This window comes from Pigmentiphaga kullae, from assembly GCF_004216695.1.
Classification (GTDB): Bacteria; Pseudomonadota; Gammaproteobacteria; order Burkholderiales; family Burkholderiaceae_B; genus Pigmentiphaga; species Pigmentiphaga kullae.
Map to the genome: position 1 here is coordinate 72,325 of NZ_SGXC01000004.1, position 17,776 is coordinate 90,100.

Sequence of the window (17,776 nt, forward strand, 5' to 3'; positions counted from 1 at the left end):
ACTTAATCTATATAATGGTATTACAGTTAGTGCAAATGAAGATCACGACCTTTCACTCGAAGCCAGGAACAACGATGAGACAAGAGCAAGCGAATGCCGCCCCCCGGGGCGGCGAAGTCATTCCGGCGCAGTCGGTGGGCGAGTCCTACCTGGCGCTGCTCAAGCAACGCGGGATCGACTACTTCTACGTCGGCGCCGGCACCGACACGGTGTCCATCGTCGAGGCCTACGCCCGCGCGGACCAGTCCGGCATCGATTTCCCCACGCCGGTGCTGTGCACGCACGAAAACCTGGCCGTGGGCATGGCGCATGGCTACTACATGATTTCGCAGAAGCCCCAGGTCGTGATGCTGCACGTCAGCGTGGGCGCGGCCAACGCGGTATGCGGAATCATGAACGCCTCGCGCAGCCAGGTTCCGATGCTGTTCACGGCCGGCCGCACGCCGCTGTTCCAGGATGGCAAGCGCGGTTCGCGCAATGGCGAGATCCACTGGGCGCAGGAAATGCTCGACCAGGGCGGCATGGTGCGCGAACTGGTCAAGTGGGACTATGAATTGCGGGACGGCTGCAACATGGAGCAAGTGGTCGACCGCGCCCTCGGCATCAGCATGGCCGAGCCGCGCGGACCCGTCTACCTGATGTTGCCGCGCGAGATCCTGGCCCAGGAAGTGGACGGTTTCCGGCCTTCCAGGCCCGTCGCCATTCCCGCGCCGCCCCATCCGGATGCCCAGGCCGTGCGCGAACTGGCCCGGCGGATCGCGGCGGCCAGCCATCCCGTCATCGTCACCACCGCCAGCGGCGCGGATCCGGACACCGTGGACCTGCTGGTCAAGCTGGCCGAGCGTTTCGGCGTGGGCGTGGCCGAGGCCAAGGCCCGCCACACCAATTTCCCGTCCAGCCACCCGCTGCACCTGGGCCACGACGCCGAGGCGGTGTTCGCCAAGGCCGATGCGCTGCTGTTCCTGGAAACCGACGTGCCCTGGATCCCGGGCAAGACGCGTCCGCGCGACGAGGCCTTCGTCGCCCACGCCGGCACCGATCCCCTGTTCAACCGCTACGCGGTGCGCAGCTTCCGCTCCGACCTGACGCTGACCTCCAATGCCCGCGCGCTGGTCGAGGCGCTGCATGCGGCGCTGGAAGAGCAGGGCGCGGCGGACACCGCGGCGGCCCGCCGCGCCGCGCTGGAGGCGTCGGCCGACGCCGCGCGGCAGGCTGCGCGCAACATCATGCAGCGCGTGCTGGCCAAGGATGGTCCCATCACCAAGCTGTTCCTGACGCACTGCCTGGACGAGGTGCGGCCGCAGGACGCCATCCTGGTCAACGAATACTCGGCCATCCGGCCGCAGATGCGCTTCGACGAACCCGGCACCTATTTCGGCAATCCTTCCGCCGCGGGCCTGGGCTGGGGCCTGCCGGCCGCGCTGGGCGCTCAGCAGGCGGCGCCGGACAAGGCCGTCATCTGCGTCGTGGGCGACGGCGCGTACATCTTCGCCAATCCTGCCGCCTGCCATCATGCCGCGGCGGCGCACAAGCTGCCGGTGCTGACCGTGGTGTTCAACAATGCCCGCTGGGAGGCCGTGTATCGGTCCACGCTCACGGTGTACCCCGGCACGCATGCGGCCCGCTATGCGGAAGAGCACGAGACCAAGACCGGCCCGCTGTCGTCGCTGGATCCGGTGCCGGACTTCGAGAAGTACGCCGAAGCCTCCGGCGGCTGGGCCGAGCGCGTGACGCGCCGCGAAGACCTGGTGCCGGCGCTGCGGCGCGCGCTGGAGGTGGTGACGAAGGAAAAGCGCCACGCGCTGCTGAACGTCATCGGCGCCTGATTGGGGGAGCCGTACCGTGAGCGCCAGCCTCCACGTGCATATCCGCGCCATCCGCTACGAGGCGCGGGGCATTCTTTCCTATGAACTGCGGCCGCCGCCGGAGCAGGGCGGCGCGGAGCTGCCGCCCTTCACCGCGGGCGCCCACGTCGACGTCCACCTGCGGGACGGCATGGTGCGCAGCTATTCCCTGCTCAACGACGATGCCGAGCGCGGGCGCTACGTCATCGCCGTGAACAAGGATCCGGCCGGCCGGGGCGGATCGCGCTACATGCACGAAGCCCTGAAGGTCGGCGACAGCCTGGCGATCAGCGCGCCGCGCAACCACTTCGAGCTGGACGAAGGCGCGCGGCATTCGGTCATGATCGCCGGCGGTATCGGCATCACGCCGTTGTGGTCCATGGTCCAGAAGCTGGAGCGCCTGGGGCGCTCGTGGGAACTCCACTACAGCGCGCGGACCCGCCAGCACGCCGCGCTGCTGGATCGGCTGGAGCAACTGCCGCCGGCGGCGCGGCGCCGCGTGCACGTCAACTTCGACCACGAGCCGGGCGCGCGGATGCTGGACCTCGCGGCCATCGTGTCCGCGGCGGCGCCGGATGCGCACTTCTATTGCTGCGGCCCCGCCGGCATGCTGCGGGCCTTCGAGGACGCGACCGCCAGCCGCGATGCGGGCTTCGTCCATCTGGAGCACTTCGGCGCCGACGCCGCGCCGGCGTCGGCCCGAGGCGGATTCACGGTCCATCTGGCCAGATCCGGCCGCGACGTGCCGGTGCCGGAAGGTTCCTCCATCCTCGATGCCTTGCTCGGGGCCGGCGTGGACGTAGGCCACTCCTGCCTGGAAGGCGTGTGCGGCAGTTGCGAGGTGGCGGTGCTGGACGGCGTGCCCGAACACCGCGACCTGGTCCTGACCCGGGCCGAGAAGGCCAGCAACCGGAGCATCATGGTGTGCTGCTCCGGCTGCCAGGGCGAGCGCCTGGTCCTGGATCTTTGAGCGGGGCGGGGCGCCGCCCCGCGGGCGTCAGGCGCCGGCCAGCCGCTTTTCCACCAGGCCCTGCACCGCCTTGTCGTAGCCGGCCGCGAACTCCGCGAATACCGGGTCCGATTCCATCGTCTTCCACCAGCGCGCGATCCGGCCCGTGCCCGAGGTCGGATCCGCGAGCCCGAACATGGGCGCGGCCACGCGGCGGATCTGGACCATGGGCGGCAGCAGCGCGCAGTCGGCCAGCGATGGCTGGCTGCCGGCGGCGTACGGCGCATCGGCCATGTGGCGCTCGACGTGGGCCAGTCCCGCGGCCAGGCCCTCGAGTGCCGCGGCGCGGGCCTTCTGGTCGGCATCGGCCACGCCCACCTGCCGCATCAGCGCCGTGCTGTGGGCCGCCGCGTACAGGTCGTAGACGCGCGCGATGAGACGGGCCCGCGCCTTGTCCTGCGCCGTGCCCGGCAGGCCGGGGCGCTGCGGATGCAGCTCTTCCAGGAATTCACAGATGACACTCGACTCCGGCAGCAACTGGCCGTCGTCCGTTTGCAGCACCGGGATCTTGCCGATGGGATTGATGGCCTTGAACTCCGGCGAATGCAGGCCGCCGGGCGGCGATTCGCGCGTCAGGTCCAGGCCCTTGAGCCGCGCGAACAGCATGACGCGGGCGGTATAGGGCGAGGGAGGGAAGCCGATGAGTTTCATGAAGTCTCCTTGGGTGGGTGGCGCGTGGCTTGCGCCATAATGTATATAGTAATACAGTATGCGTAATTAAAAGTCCAAGTCAAGGCAGGGGACAGCCATGCATATCGAGTCGGTGTCGTGCATCGACGACCTGCGGCGCGCCGCGCTGGCGCGGATTCCGCGATTCGCCTACACCTTCCTGGCTGGCGGCGCCGGCAACGACGCCGGCGTGCGCCGCAACGAACAGGAGCTTGCCCGTCTGCTGTTCGCGCCTGTGGGCATGGCGACGGGGCGCGTGGACACGAGCGTGCGGCTGTTCGGCCGCACCTACGCCCAGCCTTTCGGCTTCGCGCCGGTGGGCATGGCCAACCTGGCCTGGGCCGGCTGCGATCTCATGCTGGCCGAGACGGCCCAGCGCGAGTCGCTGCCCTACGTGATCAGCACGGCCGCATCCACCGAACTGGAGGAACTGGCTGCGCGCGCGCCCGACAACTGCTGGTTCCAGCTCTACATGCTGCGCGACGACGAACTGAACTTCGCGCTGCTGGACCGGGTCGCGGCGGCGGGCATCGAGGTTCTGGCCGTGACCGTGGACACCCCCGTGCGCTCGCGCCGCAACGGCTCCATACGCGAGCGCTTCGAGCAGCCGTTCCAGCCGCATCCGCGCTTCGTGCTGGACGTGGCGCGGCATCCGCGCTGGGCCTTGCGCACGGCGCGCGCCGGCATGCCCAATCTGATGAATTATTCGCGCTACGTGGAAGGCGGGGACATCCACAAGGTTGCCGCCTTCATGAAGGCGCAATCGCGCGGCGGCGTGAGCTGGGACGACATCGCCATGCTGCGTCGGAGATGGAAGGGGCCGCTGGTCGTCAAGGGTATCCTGGATGCCGCCGATGCCACGCGCGCGGCCCGGGAAGGCGCCGACGCGGTCTGGGTGTCCAACCATGGCGGCCGGCAGCTCGAATCCGCGCCGGCCACCATTTCCGTGCTGCCGGCTGTGCGGGAGGCGGTGGGTACGCTGCCGGTGCTGTTCGACAGCGGCGTGCGCGGCGGGGAAGACATCGTCAAGGCCGGAGCGCTGGGCGCCACCATGGCGTTCTGCGGACGGGCGCCCATTTTCGGCGCGGCGGCCTTCGGCGCCGCGGGCGTGGCCAAGGCGCACGCGGTGCTGGCCGACGAGGTCCGGACCACGCTGGCACAGATCGGCTGCCGCCGCTTCGCAGACCTGTCGCCGGCCTTCATCCATCGCGGCGAGCCCGGGCAGGGCGAACGGGGCCGGGCGGCGCCGGCGGCCCGCGCGGCCTGACGGGTTTGCCACGGGCCGCGGGTCATTCCGGGCTGATGCCTTCGGCCTTGATGACCTGCTTCCAGCGGTCGAATTCGGAACGGGTCAGGCGGCCCAGGTCCTCGGGCGAGCCCAGGACCACGTTGAAGCCCGTATCGGCCAGCGCCGTGCGCATCGCCGGCGCATCGAAGATGGCCTTCAACTCGCGGTTGAGCCGCGCCACGACGGGCTCGGGCGTACCTGCCGGCGCGTACAGCCCCACCCAGACCGCCAGGCGGTAGCCGGAGTAACCCAATTCTTCCAGCGTAGGCACGTCGGCCATCAACGGCGAGCGCGTGCCGCCCGTCTGCGCGATGGCCTTGAGCTTGCCCGAGGCCACCAGCGGCCGCGCCGCCTCGATCGGGGCGATCATCATGGTCACGCTGCCCTGGACCACGTCCATGATCGCGGTGTTCAGGCCGCTGGCGGGGATGTGGCGCATCTTCACGCCCACCATGTTCTGCAGCACGGTCGTATACAGGTGGGCGGTGGACGCGATGCCCGGCGACGCATACGACGCATCGTCGGGGCGGGCCTTGAGCAGGGCCACCAGTTCCTTGAAGTTGCCGGCTGGCGTGCTGGCGCCGGTGATGACGACCTGCGCGCTTTCGGCGATCTGGCCCACGGGCACGAAGCTCTTGACCGGATCGTAGGAGGTGGGGCGGAAGGCGGGCGTGATGACGAGCGTGGTGGGGCCGACCATGAGCGTGTGGCCGTCCGGCGCGGCGCTCGCGGCGTAGCCGGTGCCGATGGTTCCGCTGGCGCCCGGCCGGTTCTCGACATAGGTGTTCTGCCCCAGCCGCTGCGACAACTGTTCGGCCGCGCGCCGGGCGATGGCGTCGGCGCTGGTGCCGGGGCTGTAGGGAACGACGATCTTGACCGCGCGGCGAGGGTAGGTCGACGGGGCGGCCGGGTCGGACTGCGCCTGGACGCCGGTGCAACAGACGAGCAGCCCGACCGCGAGCGGCAGTCCGGCTGAAAACGGGAACGCGTGAACCATGGCTGTCTCCATGCTGGGGTGGGCCGGCATTCTGTGTGCCGGGCTCAATCTATAATATATAATATATATAAACTTTGACAAGAGAAAGCATGCCGCGCACGCGGAGGCACCCGCCGCCTTCGGCAAGGCGGTGGGCTAATCAGGATGGAAAGGGGGTCAGTCCGCGCGCGAGGCGGGATCCGTTTCCTGGGACAGTGTCCTGGCGCGCTGGTAGGCCAGCCGTTCCTGCATGAGCCGGGCCGCCTGCGCGCCGTCGCCGGACTCGATGGCCTCGAGCAGCAGCTTGTGGTGGCGCACGATGCGGACCGCCGATGCCGAGGTGAGATTGGGGCGCAGCACCGGTTCGAGCACGAAGCTCAGGGCGTGGAACTGGGCCAGCAGGATGCGGCTGTGGGAGGCGCGCACGATGGCTTCGTGGAAGCGCATGGACGCGTCGGCGAAGCGGTCGAGTTCGCTTTTCAGCGAAGACAGCTCGGCCAGCACGGCGCGCAGATGTTCCAGGTCGGCCTCGTCGCGCCGTTCGGCCGCCAGCCTGGCGGCCATTTCCTCGATCGCCATCTGGGCGTCGAACACTTCGCCCGAGGTGATGCCGATGAGCTTGAGGTGGATGGCCAGCGCGTCGGCCAGCCGGTCCGGGTTGCCCTGGGCGACCCAGACGCCGCCGCGCGCGCCCATGCGGATCTCGACGATGCCGAGGCCTTCCAGCGTGCGCAGGGCATCGCGCGCCGCCATGCGGCTGACGCCGAACTGCTCGGACAGCGCGGCTTCGCTGCCCAGGAACTGCCCGGCGACGATTTCCCGGTTCAGGACCGCCGCCCGTATCTGCGCCACGATGCCGCCCGACAGGGTGGCGTTGGGGACGGCTGCCCACGAGGGGGGCGAAGAAAGGGGCTTGCTGGCCAATCCGGTTCCTTTGAGCGCAAAGCGTGATGGCGGTGGACCGCATTATAGGGCGGCATGCCTTGTCCGATTTAAGTATGATATATAATATATATAGGCCATGGAGCCTCGCGCTCTTCCTTTCTATCCTTAGACACTGGCTGACCATGCTGAACCAAGAGAAGAATGAGTTGCTGACCCGCGTGGGGCGGGGCACGCCTATGGGGGACCTGCTGCGGCGCTACTGGATGCCGATCGCGGGCGTCACCGAGTTCGAACGCCGCGCCACCAAGCCCGTGCGCCTGTTCGGCGAAGACCTGGTGCTCTATCGCGACCTGGACGGCAAGTGGGGGCTGGTCGATCGCCATTGCCCGCACCGCCGGGCGGATCTCGCCTACGGCTTTCCGGAGTCCGAGGGCCTGCGCTGCAACTATCACGGCTGGCGTTTCGGCGCGGACGGCTCCTGCCTGGAGCAGCCCTACGAGGACGTTGCCCATCCCGAGGCGCGGATGAAGGACCGCATCCGGATCACGGCCTATCCCGTGCAGGAAAAGGCGGGCCTCCTGTGGACTTACATGGGACCCGCGCCCGCGCCGCTCCTGCCGGACTGGGAAGCCTTTTCCTGGCCCAACGGCTTTCGCCAGATCGTCCTGTCGGAAATCCCCTGCAACTGGTTCCAGTGTCAGGAAAACTCCATCGATCCGGTGCACTTCGAATGGATGCACAACAACTGGAGCCTGCGCCAGCGGGGCGTGCTGCAACCCTATTCGCCCGCGCACAAGGAGGTCGGCTTCGAGGAGTTCGAGCACGGATTCCTGTACCGGCGGGTCCGGGGCAACGGCAGGAAGGAGGATCCGATGTGGGCGGTGGGGCGCGTCTGCCTGTGGCCCAACGCCGTCTTCCTGGGCGATCATTTTGAATGGCGCGTGCCCATCGATGACGAGAATACGCTCAGCGTGTGCTGGTCCTACACCCGCGTTCCCCGTGAAAGCGAGCCCTACGTGCAGGCGTCCATTCCCACCTGGCACGGCCCGATCCGCGACGAGCATGGCGACTGGATCTCGTCGCACGTGATGAACCAGGACTTCGTGGCCTGGGTGGGGCAGGGGCGGATCGCCGACCGCAGCCTGGAAAACCTGAGCGCCAGCGACCGCGGCATCACCATGATCCGCAAGAAATTCTTCGAGGAACTGGACGCCGTGGCGGCGGGTGCCGAACCCAAGGGGGTGCTGCGCGATCCGGACCGGAACCACAAGGTCGAACTGCCGCTGGCCTTTCGCGAGATCCTGACCGGCGGCATGCCGCTGGCGGAACTGAAGGCGCATCCGATATTCGGCCGGCACTTGCACGACTACGTCTTCCAGGCCGGCCAGCCCGAACCGGTGGCGCGCGCCTATCGCGAGGCCATGGGGCTGGACGACGGTGGGGGCCATTGAGCCCTGGTCCAAACGCGGTGGACATGTATAATACTGTATGAGTGTTATAGCGAGGATGGAGGAGACCCACCCATGATCATCGATTGCCATGCCCACGTAAGCGCGCCCACGGAACTGTGGGCCTACAAGGCGAGTCTGCTCGCCAGCCGCGGCAGCCACGGCCGCGGCAAGGTGAAAGTCACGGACGACGAGATCCGGGCCGCCGCCAACAAGGCCGAGACCTGGCCGATGGGGCACCTGGACTACCTGAAGAAGCACGGCACAGACCTGCAACTGGTGTCGCCCCGGCCTTTCCAGCTGATGCAGTCCGAGCGTCCGGCGCGGATCATCGATTGGTTCACCGAAGAGTGCAACAACATCATCTATCGGCAGACCCAGCTCTTCCCGGAGACCTTCGCCGGCGTGGCGGGCCTGCCCCAGGTGGCGGGCGAACCGGTCGAACGGGTGCTGCCCGAGCTGGAGCGCTGCATCCGCGAACTGGGCTTCGGCGGCTGCCTGCTGAACCCGGATCCGTTCGAGAACGGTTCGGAGGAAGCGCCGCCGCTGGGCGACCGCTACTGGTATCCGCTGTACGAGAAGCTGTGCGAGCTGGACGTGCCGGCGCACATCCACGGCACGGGCTCGCGTTCCGAGCGGGTGCCGTATTCGCTGCACTTCATCAATGAAGAGACGGTGGCGGTGTTCGGCCTGCTGAACTCCAACGTCTACAAGGATTTCCCCGACCTGAAGGTGGTGGTGAGCCACGGCGGCGGCGCCATTCCCTACCAGCTAGGCCGTTTCCAGGCTCCCTCGCTGCGGCGGCCGGAAGGCGACCGCTTCGCGGACCGCATGGAAAAGCTCTACTTCGACACGGTGCTGTATACCGAGGAAGCGCTGCGCCTGTTGATCAAGACGGTGGGCGTGGACCGCTGCCTGTTCGGCACGGAATGCCCGGGGGTGGGGTCGTCGGTGAATCCGGCCACGGGCCGGTCGATGGACGACGTCAAGCCCATGATCGAAGGCTTCGACTGGCTGAGCGCGTCCGACAAGAAGAAGATCTTCGAGGACAACGCCCGCAAGGTCTTCAAGCTGCGGCAGTAGGAACCAGGACGGGGCCGCCGCCGGCGCGCCCCGCGCCCGAAGGGACGGACATGAGCACGACCGCCATCGCGCCCGCGCTGCGCACCCCCGTATCGCTGCTGACGGGCTTCCTGGGCAGCGGCAAGACCACGCTGCTGGGCCGCCTGATCCGCCATCCCGGCATGGCAGACACCGCGGTCATCATCAACGAGTTCGGCGAAATCGGCCTGGACCACCATCTGGTCGAGGCCGTCAGCGGCGAGGCCGTGCTGCTGGCCAGCGGCTGCGTCTGCTGCACGATACGCGACGACCTGGCGGCCACGCTGCGCGAGCTGCACGACAAGCGCGAGCGGGGCGAGATCCCGGCCTTTCGCCGGGTCGTGATCGAGACCACCGGGCTGGCCGATCCCGCGCCCATCATCCATTCGCTGCTCAAGCATGCCGATGTCCGCCGGCTGTATGCGCTGGACAGCGTCATCTCGACCATCGATGCAGTCAACGGGGAAGCCCAGCTCGATCGCCAGCCCGAATCCGTGAAGCAGGCGGCGGTGGCCGACAGGCTGGTGCTGACCAAGACCGACCTGGCCGACGAAGCCCGCACCGGAGCGCTGCTGCGGCGGCTGGCGCAACTGAATCCCGAGGCCGACGTGGTGCGCGCCGATCGCGGCGAGGTGGATCCGGCGCGCCTGTTCGAGGTGGGCGCGCTGCCCCGGCATCGCGCGGCCGGCTCCTGCGACGAGCCGGAGCCGGGCGGCTACCTGGCCGACGCCGTGCGCCACGTCTGCGGCCCGGATTGCGGCCATGCGGGCAGGCCGGGCCGGCACGACGCCGGCATCCGCACGCACGCCTTCCGTTTCGACCAGCCCCTGGACTGGGAGCGCGTGAGCGCCTGGCTGGGCGGGCTGGCCTATTTCCACGGCGATGCCCTGCTGCGGATGAAGGGCCTGCTGAACCTGCGGAACGAAAGCGCGCCGGTCGCCGTGCACGCGGTGCAGCACCTGTTCCACGATCCCGTCACGCTGGCGCGGTGGCCCGACGAGGATCGCGATTCCCGCCTGGTGTTCATCACCAAGGGCCTGGACCGGGAGGTGATCGCCGATGCGCTCGCCCTGGCCATGGCCGAGGACTGACCATGACAATGAATCGAACGCACGCCGTGACCCAAGGAGATGGAAATGGCTGAGGTAGTGTGCGCGCTGGCGTGCTCGCACGGCCCCCTGCTGGCGACGCCGCCGGACATGTGGGACCTGCGCGCGGGCGCCGATCGCGAGAACAAGCGGCACTGGTATCGCGGCAGGCAGATGGACTACGCCGCGCTGCTGGCCGAACGGCAGCCGGGCTTCCATGACGAGGCCAGCCTGCCGCAGCGGCAACTGCGCCACGACGCCTGCCAGCGGGCGCTGGACGAGATGGCGCGGCGCTTCCGCGCCGCGCGGCCGGACGTGGCCATCATCCTGGGCAACGACCAGCGCGAGGTCTTCCGCGAGGACCTGACCGCCGGTTTCACCGTCTATGCCGGCGAGGAGATCCCCAACACCCCGCTGTCCGAAGAACAGGTCCGGCGCCTGCCGCCCGGCGTCGCGGTGGCCGAGGAAGGCCACTGCCCGCCGGGGGGCGCGGTCTACCCGGGTGACAAGGGGACGGCCGAAAGCCTGGTACAGACCCTGGTGGCCGAGTCCTTCGACGTGGCGGTCTCGTACCGGCTGCCCGGCGGCGTGGACCGCCAGCATGGCATTCCCCACGCCTTCGGCTTCATCTACCGCCGCATCATGGAAGACGCGCCGCCGCCGTCGGTGCCCGTCTTCACCAACGTGGGCGTGCCGCCCAACCGGCCGCTCACGCGGCGCTGCCTGCAGATGGGGCACGCGCTGGCCAAGGGCATCGCGGCCCTGCCGTCCGATCTGCGGGTGGCGATCGTGGCCTCGGGCGGCTTCACGCACTTCGTCGTGGACGAGGAACTGGACCGCCGGATCCTGGATGCCATGGGCCGGGGCGACGAGGCGGCGCTGGCCGCGGTGCCCGAGTCGCATTTCGAGGGCAACACCTGCGAGATCAAGAGCTGGTATCCGCTGGTGGCGGCCATGAACGACCTGGGCCGCAAGATGGAAGTGATCGACTACGTGCCGTGCTACCGGACCGAGGCCGGAACGGGCAGTGGCATGGCCTTCGCGTCGTGGCAGTGACGCGGCGCAAGAACCAAGGGAAAGCAAGACATGGATAGCAAGGACATCGTGCGGCGCATGCAGCGCATCGACAGCTGCGCCTTCTCGGACGCGCTGGACAAGCTGGGCCTGAAGGGAACGGTGACGGGCCTGCCCAGGCGCGCCGCCAGCCGTCGCATCGCCGGGCGGGTGGTGACGCTCAAGCTGGTCGAGGCGTCGCAGGCGCCGCGCCACGACGGGCCGCCCCGGCACCTGGGCACGACCGCCATCGAAGCGGCAGAGCCCGGGGACATCGTCGTCGTCGAGCAGCGCACGGGCGTGGACGCGGGGTCGTGGGGCGGCATCCTGTCGCTGGGCGCGAAGCTGCGCGGCCTGGCGGGCGTGATCGCCGACGGCCCGGTGCGCGACGCCGACGAGGCGCACGAGTACGACTTCCCCATCTACGCGCGCGCCACCACCGCGTTCACCGCGCGCGGCCGGGTGGCCGAGGCGGGCACCAACGTGCCGGTGCGGATCGGCGAGGTGACCGTCGAGGCCGGCGACTACGCGGTGGCCGACAGCAGCGGCGCGGTGTTCATACCGGCGGCCCAGGCCGAGGCCGTGCTGCGCGTGGCCGAGGAAATCGCCGCGCGCGAGGCCGCCATGGCCCGCGCGCTGATGGCCGGCCGCCGCATCACCGACGTGATGGGCGCCAACTACGAAAACATGCTGGCCCGCTGAGCGCGGATCGGCAATCGGGAACAATCGGAGACGACATGGACAAGAATGTAGAACGCATCGCCAAGCTGGACACCGCCACGCTGAGCGATGCGCTGGACCGCCTGGGCATCCAGGGCCAGTGCCACGGCATCAAGCCCCGCACCGCCGGCTTCCGCCTGGCGGGGCGCGCCTTCACCATCCTGTATGGCCCCGCTTCCACGCCGCCGGGCACGGTGGGCGACTTCATCGACGACGTGCCCGATGGCCACGTCGTGGTGCTGGACAACGGCGGCAGGGTGGACTGCACCGTGTGGGGCGACATCATGACCGAGATCGCCCACCGCCGGAAACTGGGCGGCACCGTGATCGACGGCGTCTGCCGCGACGTGTCGCTGTGCATGGACCTGGGCTATCCCGTCTTCAGCCGCGACCACTGGATGCGCACCGGCAAGGACCGCGTGCAGGTCGAGGCCACCAACGTGCCGGTCAACATCGGCAACGCCCGCGTCGCGCCGGGCGACCTGTTGCGCGGCGACGCCGACGGGCTGATCGTGGTGCCGCAGGTGCACGAGCAAGCCGTGCTGGCGGCGGCCGAGGAGATCGCGATGGTCGAGGACCGCATCCGCGAGGCGGTGCGGGGCGGCATGCGCCTGGACGAGGCGCGGCGCGAATTCGGCTACCACACCCTGCAGACGAGGAAGAAATGAACCAGAGCCGTTTTCCGTTCATGTCGCTGCCCACCGTCACGGTGGACATCGAGCGGCCCGGCCCGGACCAGCTGGAGCAGGCCGCGCTGCTACCCAGTTCGACCCTGCACGAAGCCGCCGGCAAGATCGGCGCGCTGCCGTCGGCGATCAAGCCGGTGCATCCGTCGTTCCGCATCTGCGGCGCCGCCGTCACGGTGCAGTCGCCGCCGGCCGACAACCTGTGGCTGCACCGCGCCATCGTCGCCGCCCGGCCGGGCGACGTGCTGGTGGTGCACGTCGGCGGCCACTACGAGGCCGGCTACTGGGGCGAGGTCATGTCGCAGGCGGCCCGCGCCCGCGGCCTGGCGGGGCTGGTCATCGACGGCTGCGTGCGCGACGGCGCCATCCTGGAGCGCTTCGGTTTTCCCGTCTTCGCGCGCGGCCTGTGCATACGGGGCACGGGCAAGGACTTCGACGCGCGCGGCTGGATCAACGCGCCGACGCTGTTCGGCGACGTCACCGTGCAGCCGGGCGACCTGATCGTCGGCGACACCGACGGCGTCGTCGCCATCCCCCGGGCCCGCATCGACGAGGTCCTGGCCAAGGCCCGCCAGCGCGAGGAGGACGAGGCCCGCATCATCGAGCGCCTGGCGGCAGGTGAAAACTCCCTGGACATCTATAACTGGAACCGGTGACCGGCTATAGGAGGAACAGCGTCGCCAGGCCCAGGAAGATGAAGAACCCCATGGTGTCGGTCGCGAAGGTCAGCAGGACCGAGGAGCCGATGGCGGGGTCCTTGCCGAAGCGGCTGCGGGTCAGGGGGACCAGCATGCCTATGCAGGCGCCGACCAGCAGGTTCAGGGCCATGGCGGCCATCATGACGAGGCCGAGCGAGTAGCGGCCCGAGATCGCCCAGGCGAACAAGGCCGCCACCGCGCCGCCGCCCAGCCCCACCACCAATGCGATCTCCAGCTCGCGCCGCACCAGCTTGCCGACGTTGGCCGAGTTGATGCGGCCCACCGCCAGCGCCCGGATGATCAGGGTCATGGTCTGGTTGCCGGAGTTGCCGCCTATGCCCGCGACGATGGACATCAGGAAGGCCAGGATGACGATGTGGCCCACGGTGTCCTCGAAGCGCGAGGCGACGAAGGCGGCGGTCGAGGCGGTGCACAGGTTGACCAGCAGCCAGGGCGCGCGGTTGCGGATGGCCTGCGGGATGGGCGCGAAGATGTCTTCCTCCTGCAGACCGGCCTTGGACAGCGCCTGCTCGTCCGAGGCCTCGCGGATCACGTCCACCACCTCGTTCACGGTCACGCGCCCGATCAGGCGGCCCACGGCGTCCACCACCGGCGCCGACACCAGGTCGTAGCGCTCGAACGCGGCGGCGGCCTCGTCGGCCTCGTCCAGCGGCGCCAGGGTCAGGATCTCGGTTTCCATCACGTCGGCCACCTGCGTCTCGGGGTCGCTGACGATGAGGCGGTTGATGGCCAGGCTGCCCATCAGCTTGTCGTGCCGGTCGACCACGAAGATCTGGTCGGTGTGGTCGGGCAGTTCCTGCAGGCGCCGCAGGTAGCGCAGCACCACTTCCAGCGTGACGTCGTTGCGCACGCGGACCATCTCGAAGTCCATGATGGCCCCGACCGAATCCTCGGGGTAGCTCATGACTTCGGTCAGGCGGGCGCGTTCCTCGTCGGTCAGGCCTTTCTGGACCTCGGCCACCACCTCGGGCGGCAGGTCGGGGGCCAGGTCGGCCAGCTCGTCGGCCTCGAGGTTCTCGGTCGCGGCGACCAGTTCCTCCTGGTCCATGGTCGAGATGAGCGACTCGCGGACCCAGTCGGCCACTTCGAGCAGGATCTCGCCGGCCCGTTCGGGGCGGACCAGTTGCCAGACCGCCTGCCGGTCTTCCTTGGGCAGCGATTCGAGGATGAAGGCGATGTCGGCCGGATGCAGGTCCTCGAGCAGCGCGCCGAGTTCGGCGTCATGCTGGCGATGGACCAGGGCCTCGACCAGCGGGGCGCGGGTATCGCCGGCTTCCTGCCGGTGGACCAGTTCTTCGACCAGGTGCTGGCGTCGCAGCAGTTCCTGGACGTGCTCCAGGGCTTCCTGGGCGTCTTCGGGTTCGAGCCGGTTGCGCTCGAGCGATTTGAGTTGGGTTGCTTGTTCGACCATCGCGCGGGAAAACACAAGACGGCCCCGCACGGGCCTTGGGTCTGGCGCCTGACGCAGGCGGACTCAGATGGGGCTCGAACGCGGGCCGGGGAACAAAAGTCCGGCTGGTAGTAAGGGTCTAGGTCGTGGCTGTGAGGCCATACCGGGAAAGCAGCACGCATGCACTGCGAAGTTGACGACGCGGCAATTGTACGCGCGCCGCATGACATTCGTCTGCGTGGCCCGGCCGGTTGGCGCGCTTGGTTGCAAATGTGTCACGGAATGGCCGCGCCCGGCATCCAGCGCAGCAGACGGTCGGTACGCGAGGCGAGGTAGGCCGAGCCCCGGTTCTTGTCGTAGAAGCGGGGCCTGGGCAGCATGGAGGCCAGCCGCGCGGCCTGGTAGGACGACAGGTTGGAGGCCGAGGTATTGAAATAGTGGCGGGCCGCGGCCTCGGCGCCGAAGACGCCTTCGCCCCATTCGGCGATGTTCAGGTACAGCTCCAGGATGCGCTGTTTGGTCATGACCAGTTCGATCATGTAAGTGATGACCACCTCCTGGCCTTTGCGCAGGTAGTTGCGGGAGTTGGACAGGAACAGGTTCTTGGCGACCTGCTGGGTGATGGTGGAGCCGCCGCGCATGGGCCGCGTGGGTGGCTTGCGGCCGCGCGCCAGCGCGCGTTCGGCGGCCTCGGCCAGTTGGCGGTTGTGGTCGTAGGCCTTCTCGACCGCGTTCCAGTCTATGCCGCCATGCTCCAGGAAATTGGCGTCCTCGGCGGCCACCGCGGCGCGCTTGAGGTTGTTGCTGATGCGGCCGTAGTCCACCCACTGGTAGTTCAGGCGGCGGTGGGGATCCCGTTCCTGCAGCCGCGACAATTCGCTGCGCATGACCGAGGTCGAGCCCGGCGGCACGTAGGCATACCAGAGCACCCAGCCGAACAGCCAGACCTGGTACAGCAGCACCAGCGCCACAGCGGCCAGCACCAGGCGCATGGCCATGCCCGCGACGCGGGCGGCCAGCGGACGGCGGCGGGTCGAGCGCGTGGGGCGGCGGGGCGGCATGTCAGGAGGACAGCAACTGGCGCAGCGCGGCCAGGACCGGCGCCGGATCGGGCCGCACGCCGCGCCAGATGTGGAAGCTCTCGGCCGCCTGGCCGACCAGCATGCCCAGGCCGTCGGCGGTGGCCGAGGCGCCGTCGGCCATGGCCTGGCGCAGGAAGGCGGTGGGGCGGGCGGCGTACATCAGGTCGTAGGCCATCGCGCCCGGGGCGTAGGCGCCGACGGGCAGCGGCGGGGCCTGGTCGTCCAGGCTGCTGGCGGTGGCGTTGATCACGAGGTCCCAGCCGCCCCCGGCCCGCAGGTCGGCATAGCCGCTGCCGCGCAGCATGGCCTGTCCGGCCGGGAACGCTGCAGCCAGTTCTTCGGCGCGGGCCGCCGTGCGGTTGGCGATGTCTATCCGGGCGCAGCCGGCCTCGATCAGCGGCAGCAGGATGCCGCGCGCGGCGCCGCCGGCCCCGGCCAGCAGCACGCGCGCACCGGCCAGGCGGGTGCCCAGCCGGCGCAGGTCGGCGATCAGGCCGACGCCGTCGGTATTGCAGCCGTGCAGCCGTCCGTCCGCCATCCACAGCGTGTTGACCGCCCCGGCCGCCGTGGCGCGGGGGCTCAGGTGGGCGCGCGCCAGCTCGAAGGCCTGCAGCTTGAAGGGGACGGTCACGTTCAGGCCGCCGCCGCCAGCCGCGAAGAACGCGGCCACCTGGGCGGGAAAGTCGTCGATGGGCGCGCAGATGGCCTCGTAGGTGAGATGCTGGCCGGTCTGCTCGGCGAACCGCGCGTGTATCCAGGGCGATTTGCTGTGGGCGACGGGGTTGCCGATGACGGCGTAGCGGGTGGGAGCGGAGGACATCAGCCGGGTTTCGCGAGTAGCTTGTCGTTGGTGAAGTACCAGGTGCGCGTGATGGCCAGCACGTCGGTGTCGCGCGCGATCTGGGGCGGGAACGGGGCGAACGGCGTGGCCAGCGCGACGATGCGCCTGGCCGCATCGTTGAGTATTTTATGTTCCGAAGGCTTGTCGATGTCCATGCGCTCGACGGTGCCGTCGCTGCGTATATATACCGTCATGCGCAGCGAGCCGTACACCCTGCCGCGGGCCGCCGCCGGATAGTTCTGGTTGCCCAGCGTCTCGACCCGCTGACGCCATTGCTCGACGTACACCGCGAAACGGTATTCCGAGGTGGACGGGGCGAAGAAGTGCCGGCGCGGGCGCTTGTTGTAGTCGTCGACGCGCTGGGATATCTCGGCGAACTGGCGGGCAAGCTGCTCCGCTCGGACCTGGGTGGGGTTGCGTTCGGGGGCCGGCGCGCCCAGCGGGCCGGGAGGCGTGGGCGCCTGGCCGTGGTCGCGCGCCAGCGAGGCCGTCAGGCGGCGCTGCTCGGCCTCGAGCGCGGCCTGGCGCTGCTGCAGTTCGGCCAGCAACCGGCCGTCGCGGCTGGCGGCCGCGTGCGGCACCGGCGCCTTGGCGTGCCCGGACTCGGCATCGCCGCCGCCATCGCTGGCGACCTGTGCCCGCAACTGGGCCTGGGCCGGGGCGTGGCCGGTGCCGGCGTTCAGCAACACCACTTCCAGTCCGTCGTCGCGCTCGGGGCGCGTGGGGCCGGGCGCCGTGAAATGCAGCGCGAACAGGATGAGGTGGGCGAACAGCGAGATCGCCAGCGCACTCATCAGGTAGCGCCGGTCGGGGCGAGTGGTCCAGTCCTCGGCCAGTTGGTCGAGAACGCGCGCGCCGGCGCGCCGCAGCCGGCGCGGCAGCGGATCCTGCGTGGAAGAAGGCCGGGGGCCGGAGGCCGCGGGCTTGCCGTCAGGGAGGAGGGGGGGAGCGGGGGGATGCGACACCCCGCGATTGTA

General features: G+C 69.3%; 17 protein-coding genes. 10 read left to right on the forward strand and 7 right to left on the reverse strand.

Translation table 11 applies throughout. The features are described from left to right. Window positions 1-74: 74 nt before the first annotated feature. Together EV675_RS28410 and EV675_RS28415 are read left to right on the forward strand one after the other, a co-directional pair. A complete protein-coding gene (locus EV675_RS28410; RefSeq protein WP_165404824.1) occupies window positions 75-1,826 on the forward strand; it encodes a thiamine pyrophosphate-requiring protein in 1,752 nt (583 codons plus the stop codon). 16 nt (window positions 1,827-1,842) lie between these two features. After that, entirely contained in the window at window positions 1,843-2,814 is a 972-nt protein-coding gene (locus tag EV675_RS28415; RefSeq protein ID WP_130362041.1) for a PDR/VanB family oxidoreductase, read from the forward strand. A gap of 27 nt (window positions 2,815-2,841) precedes the next feature. On the opposite strand, the gene EV675_RS28420 is transcribed toward EV675_RS28415, so the two are convergent. After that, on the reverse strand, window positions 2,842-3,504 hold the full coding sequence (locus tag EV675_RS28420; protein WP_130362042.1) for a glutathione S-transferase family protein: 663 nt from the start codon (window positions 3,502-3,504) through the stop codon (window positions 2,842-2,844). Window positions 3,505-3,601: 97 nt separating this feature from the next. Between EV675_RS28420 and EV675_RS28425 the strand changes: the two genes are divergently transcribed. After that, window positions 3,602-4,789, forward strand: coding sequence for an alpha-hydroxy acid oxidase (locus EV675_RS28425; protein ID WP_130362043.1), 1,188 nt, complete (start codon window positions 3,602-3,604; stop codon window positions 4,787-4,789). 22 nt (window positions 4,790-4,811) lie between these two features. Here the strand turns inward: EV675_RS28425 and EV675_RS28430 are convergent, their stop codons facing one another. Further along, the gene (locus EV675_RS28430; RefSeq protein ID WP_165404825.1) at window positions 4,812-5,807 is read right to left on the reverse strand and encodes a Bug family tripartite tricarboxylate transporter substrate binding protein; all 996 of its coding nucleotides are present in this window, start codon (window positions 5,805-5,807) and stop codon (window positions 4,812-4,814) included. Window positions 5,808-5,963: 156 nt separating this feature from the next. Next, window positions 5,964-6,710, reverse strand: a complete 747-nt coding sequence (locus tag EV675_RS28435) for a FadR/GntR family transcriptional regulator (RefSeq protein WP_130362045.1) — start codon at window positions 6,708-6,710, stop codon at window positions 5,964-5,966. Window positions 6,711-6,853: 143 nt separating this feature from the next. Here EV675_RS28435 and EV675_RS28440 point away from each other — a divergent pair, with 143 nt between their 5' ends. From EV675_RS28440 to EV675_RS28470, 7 genes are all read left to right on the forward strand, one after another. Then, window positions 6,854-8,122: an aromatic ring-hydroxylating oxygenase subunit alpha gene (locus tag EV675_RS28440; protein WP_130362046.1), complete on the forward strand. Its 1,269-nt coding sequence runs from the start codon at window positions 6,854-6,856 to the stop codon at window positions 8,120-8,122. A 72-nt stretch (window positions 8,123-8,194) separates the two neighbouring features. After that, a complete protein-coding gene (locus EV675_RS28445) occupies window positions 8,195-9,202 on the forward strand; it encodes an amidohydrolase family protein (protein ID WP_130362047.1) in 1,008 nt (335 codons plus the stop codon). Between the two features lie 50 nt (window positions 9,203-9,252). Further along, on the forward strand, window positions 9,253-10,311 hold the full coding sequence (locus EV675_RS28450) for a CobW family GTP-binding protein (RefSeq protein ID WP_130362048.1): 1,059 nt from the start codon (window positions 9,253-9,255) through the stop codon (window positions 10,309-10,311). Between the two features lie 45 nt (window positions 10,312-10,356). Continuing rightward, on the forward strand, window positions 10,357-11,364 hold the full coding sequence (locus EV675_RS28455; RefSeq protein ID WP_165404826.1) for a DODA-type extradiol aromatic ring-opening family dioxygenase: 1,008 nt from the start codon (window positions 10,357-10,359) through the stop codon (window positions 11,362-11,364). 30 nt (window positions 11,365-11,394) lie between these two features. Next, a complete protein-coding gene (locus EV675_RS28460) occupies window positions 11,395-12,063 on the forward strand; it encodes an RraA family protein (protein ID WP_130362050.1) in 669 nt (222 codons plus the stop codon). A 35-nt stretch (window positions 12,064-12,098) separates the two neighbouring features. Then, on the forward strand, window positions 12,099-12,749 hold the full coding sequence (locus EV675_RS28465; RefSeq protein WP_130362051.1) for an RraA family protein: 651 nt from the start codon (window positions 12,099-12,101) through the stop codon (window positions 12,747-12,749). Next, entirely contained in the window at window positions 12,746-13,423 is a 678-nt protein-coding gene (locus tag EV675_RS28470; protein WP_130362052.1) for a 4-carboxy-4-hydroxy-2-oxoadipate aldolase/oxaloacetate decarboxylase, read from the forward strand. The genes EV675_RS28465 and EV675_RS28470 overlap by 4 nt, the downstream gene beginning before the upstream one ends. 4 nt (window positions 13,424-13,427) lie before the next feature. Here the strand turns inward: EV675_RS28470 and mgtE are convergent, their stop codons facing one another. The 4 genes from mgtE to EV675_RS28490 all read right to left on the reverse strand — a co-directional run bounded on the left by mgtE (window position 13,428) and on the right by EV675_RS28490 (window position 17,764). Next, the gene (gene mgtE / locus EV675_RS28475) at window positions 13,428-14,897 is read right to left on the reverse strand and encodes a magnesium transporter (protein WP_124691185.1); all 1,470 of its coding nucleotides are present in this window, start codon (window positions 14,895-14,897) and stop codon (window positions 13,428-13,430) included. A 254-nt stretch (window positions 14,898-15,151) separates the two neighbouring features. After that, a complete protein-coding gene (gene mtgA, locus EV675_RS28480; protein ID WP_207222081.1) occupies window positions 15,152-15,874 on the reverse strand; it encodes a monofunctional biosynthetic peptidoglycan transglycosylase in 723 nt (240 codons plus the stop codon). 64 nt (window positions 15,875-15,938) lie between these two features. Next, on the reverse strand, window positions 15,939-16,778 hold the full coding sequence (aroE, locus tag EV675_RS28485) for a shikimate dehydrogenase (RefSeq protein ID WP_130362054.1): 840 nt from the start codon (window positions 16,776-16,778) through the stop codon (window positions 15,939-15,941). Further along, window positions 16,778-17,764: an energy transducer TonB gene (locus EV675_RS28490; RefSeq protein ID WP_242621646.1), complete on the reverse strand. Its 987-nt coding sequence runs from the start codon at window positions 17,762-17,764 to the stop codon at window positions 16,778-16,780. Before EV675_RS28490 ends, aroE begins: the two co-directional genes overlap by 1 nt. Window positions 17,765-17,776 lie beyond the last annotated feature (12 nt).

Bases quoted from the DNA above. Each gene is read 5' to 3' on its own strand.
- EV675_RS28410 (WP_165404824.1), top strand. From the start codon at position 75: ATGAGACAAGAGCAAGCGAATGCCGCCCCCCGGGGCGGCGAAGTCATT.
- EV675_RS28420 (WP_130362042.1), bottom strand. From the start codon at position 3,504: ATGAAACTCATCGGCTTCCCTCCCTCGCCCTATACCGCCCGCGTCATG.
- EV675_RS28425 (WP_130362043.1), top strand. From the start codon at position 3,602: ATGCATATCGAGTCGGTGTCGTGCATCGACGACCTGCGGCGCGCCGCG.
- EV675_RS28430 (WP_165404825.1), bottom strand. From the start codon at position 5,807: ATGGTTCACGCGTTCCCGTTTTCAGCCGGACTGCCGCTCGCGGTCGGG.
- EV675_RS28440 (WP_130362046.1), top strand. From the start codon at position 6,854: ATGCTGAACCAAGAGAAGAATGAGTTGCTGACCCGCGTGGGGCGGGGC.
- EV675_RS28445 (WP_130362047.1), top strand. From the start codon at position 8,195: ATGATCATCGATTGCCATGCCCACGTAAGCGCGCCCACGGAACTGTGG.
- EV675_RS28450 (WP_130362048.1), top strand. From the start codon at position 9,253: ATGAGCACGACCGCCATCGCGCCCGCGCTGCGCACCCCCGTATCGCTG.
- EV675_RS28455 (WP_165404826.1), top strand. From the start codon at position 10,357: ATGGCTGAGGTAGTGTGCGCGCTGGCGTGCTCGCACGGCCCCCTGCTG.
- EV675_RS28460 (WP_130362050.1), top strand. From the start codon at position 11,395: ATGGATAGCAAGGACATCGTGCGGCGCATGCAGCGCATCGACAGCTGC.
- EV675_RS28465 (WP_130362051.1), top strand. From the start codon at position 12,099: ATGGACAAGAATGTAGAACGCATCGCCAAGCTGGACACCGCCACGCTG.
- EV675_RS28470 (WP_130362052.1), top strand. From the start codon at position 12,746: ATGAACCAGAGCCGTTTTCCGTTCATGTCGCTGCCCACCGTCACGGTG.
- mgtE (WP_124691185.1), bottom strand. From the start codon at position 14,897: ATGGTCGAACAAGCAACCCAACTCAAATCGCTCGAGCGCAACCGGCTC.
- mtgA (WP_207222081.1), bottom strand. From the start codon at position 15,874: ATGGCCATGCGCCTGGTGCTGGCCGCTGTGGCGCTGGTGCTGCTGTAC.
- aroE (WP_130362054.1), bottom strand. From the start codon at position 16,778: ATGTCCTCCGCTCCCACCCGCTACGCCGTCATCGGCAACCCCGTCGCC.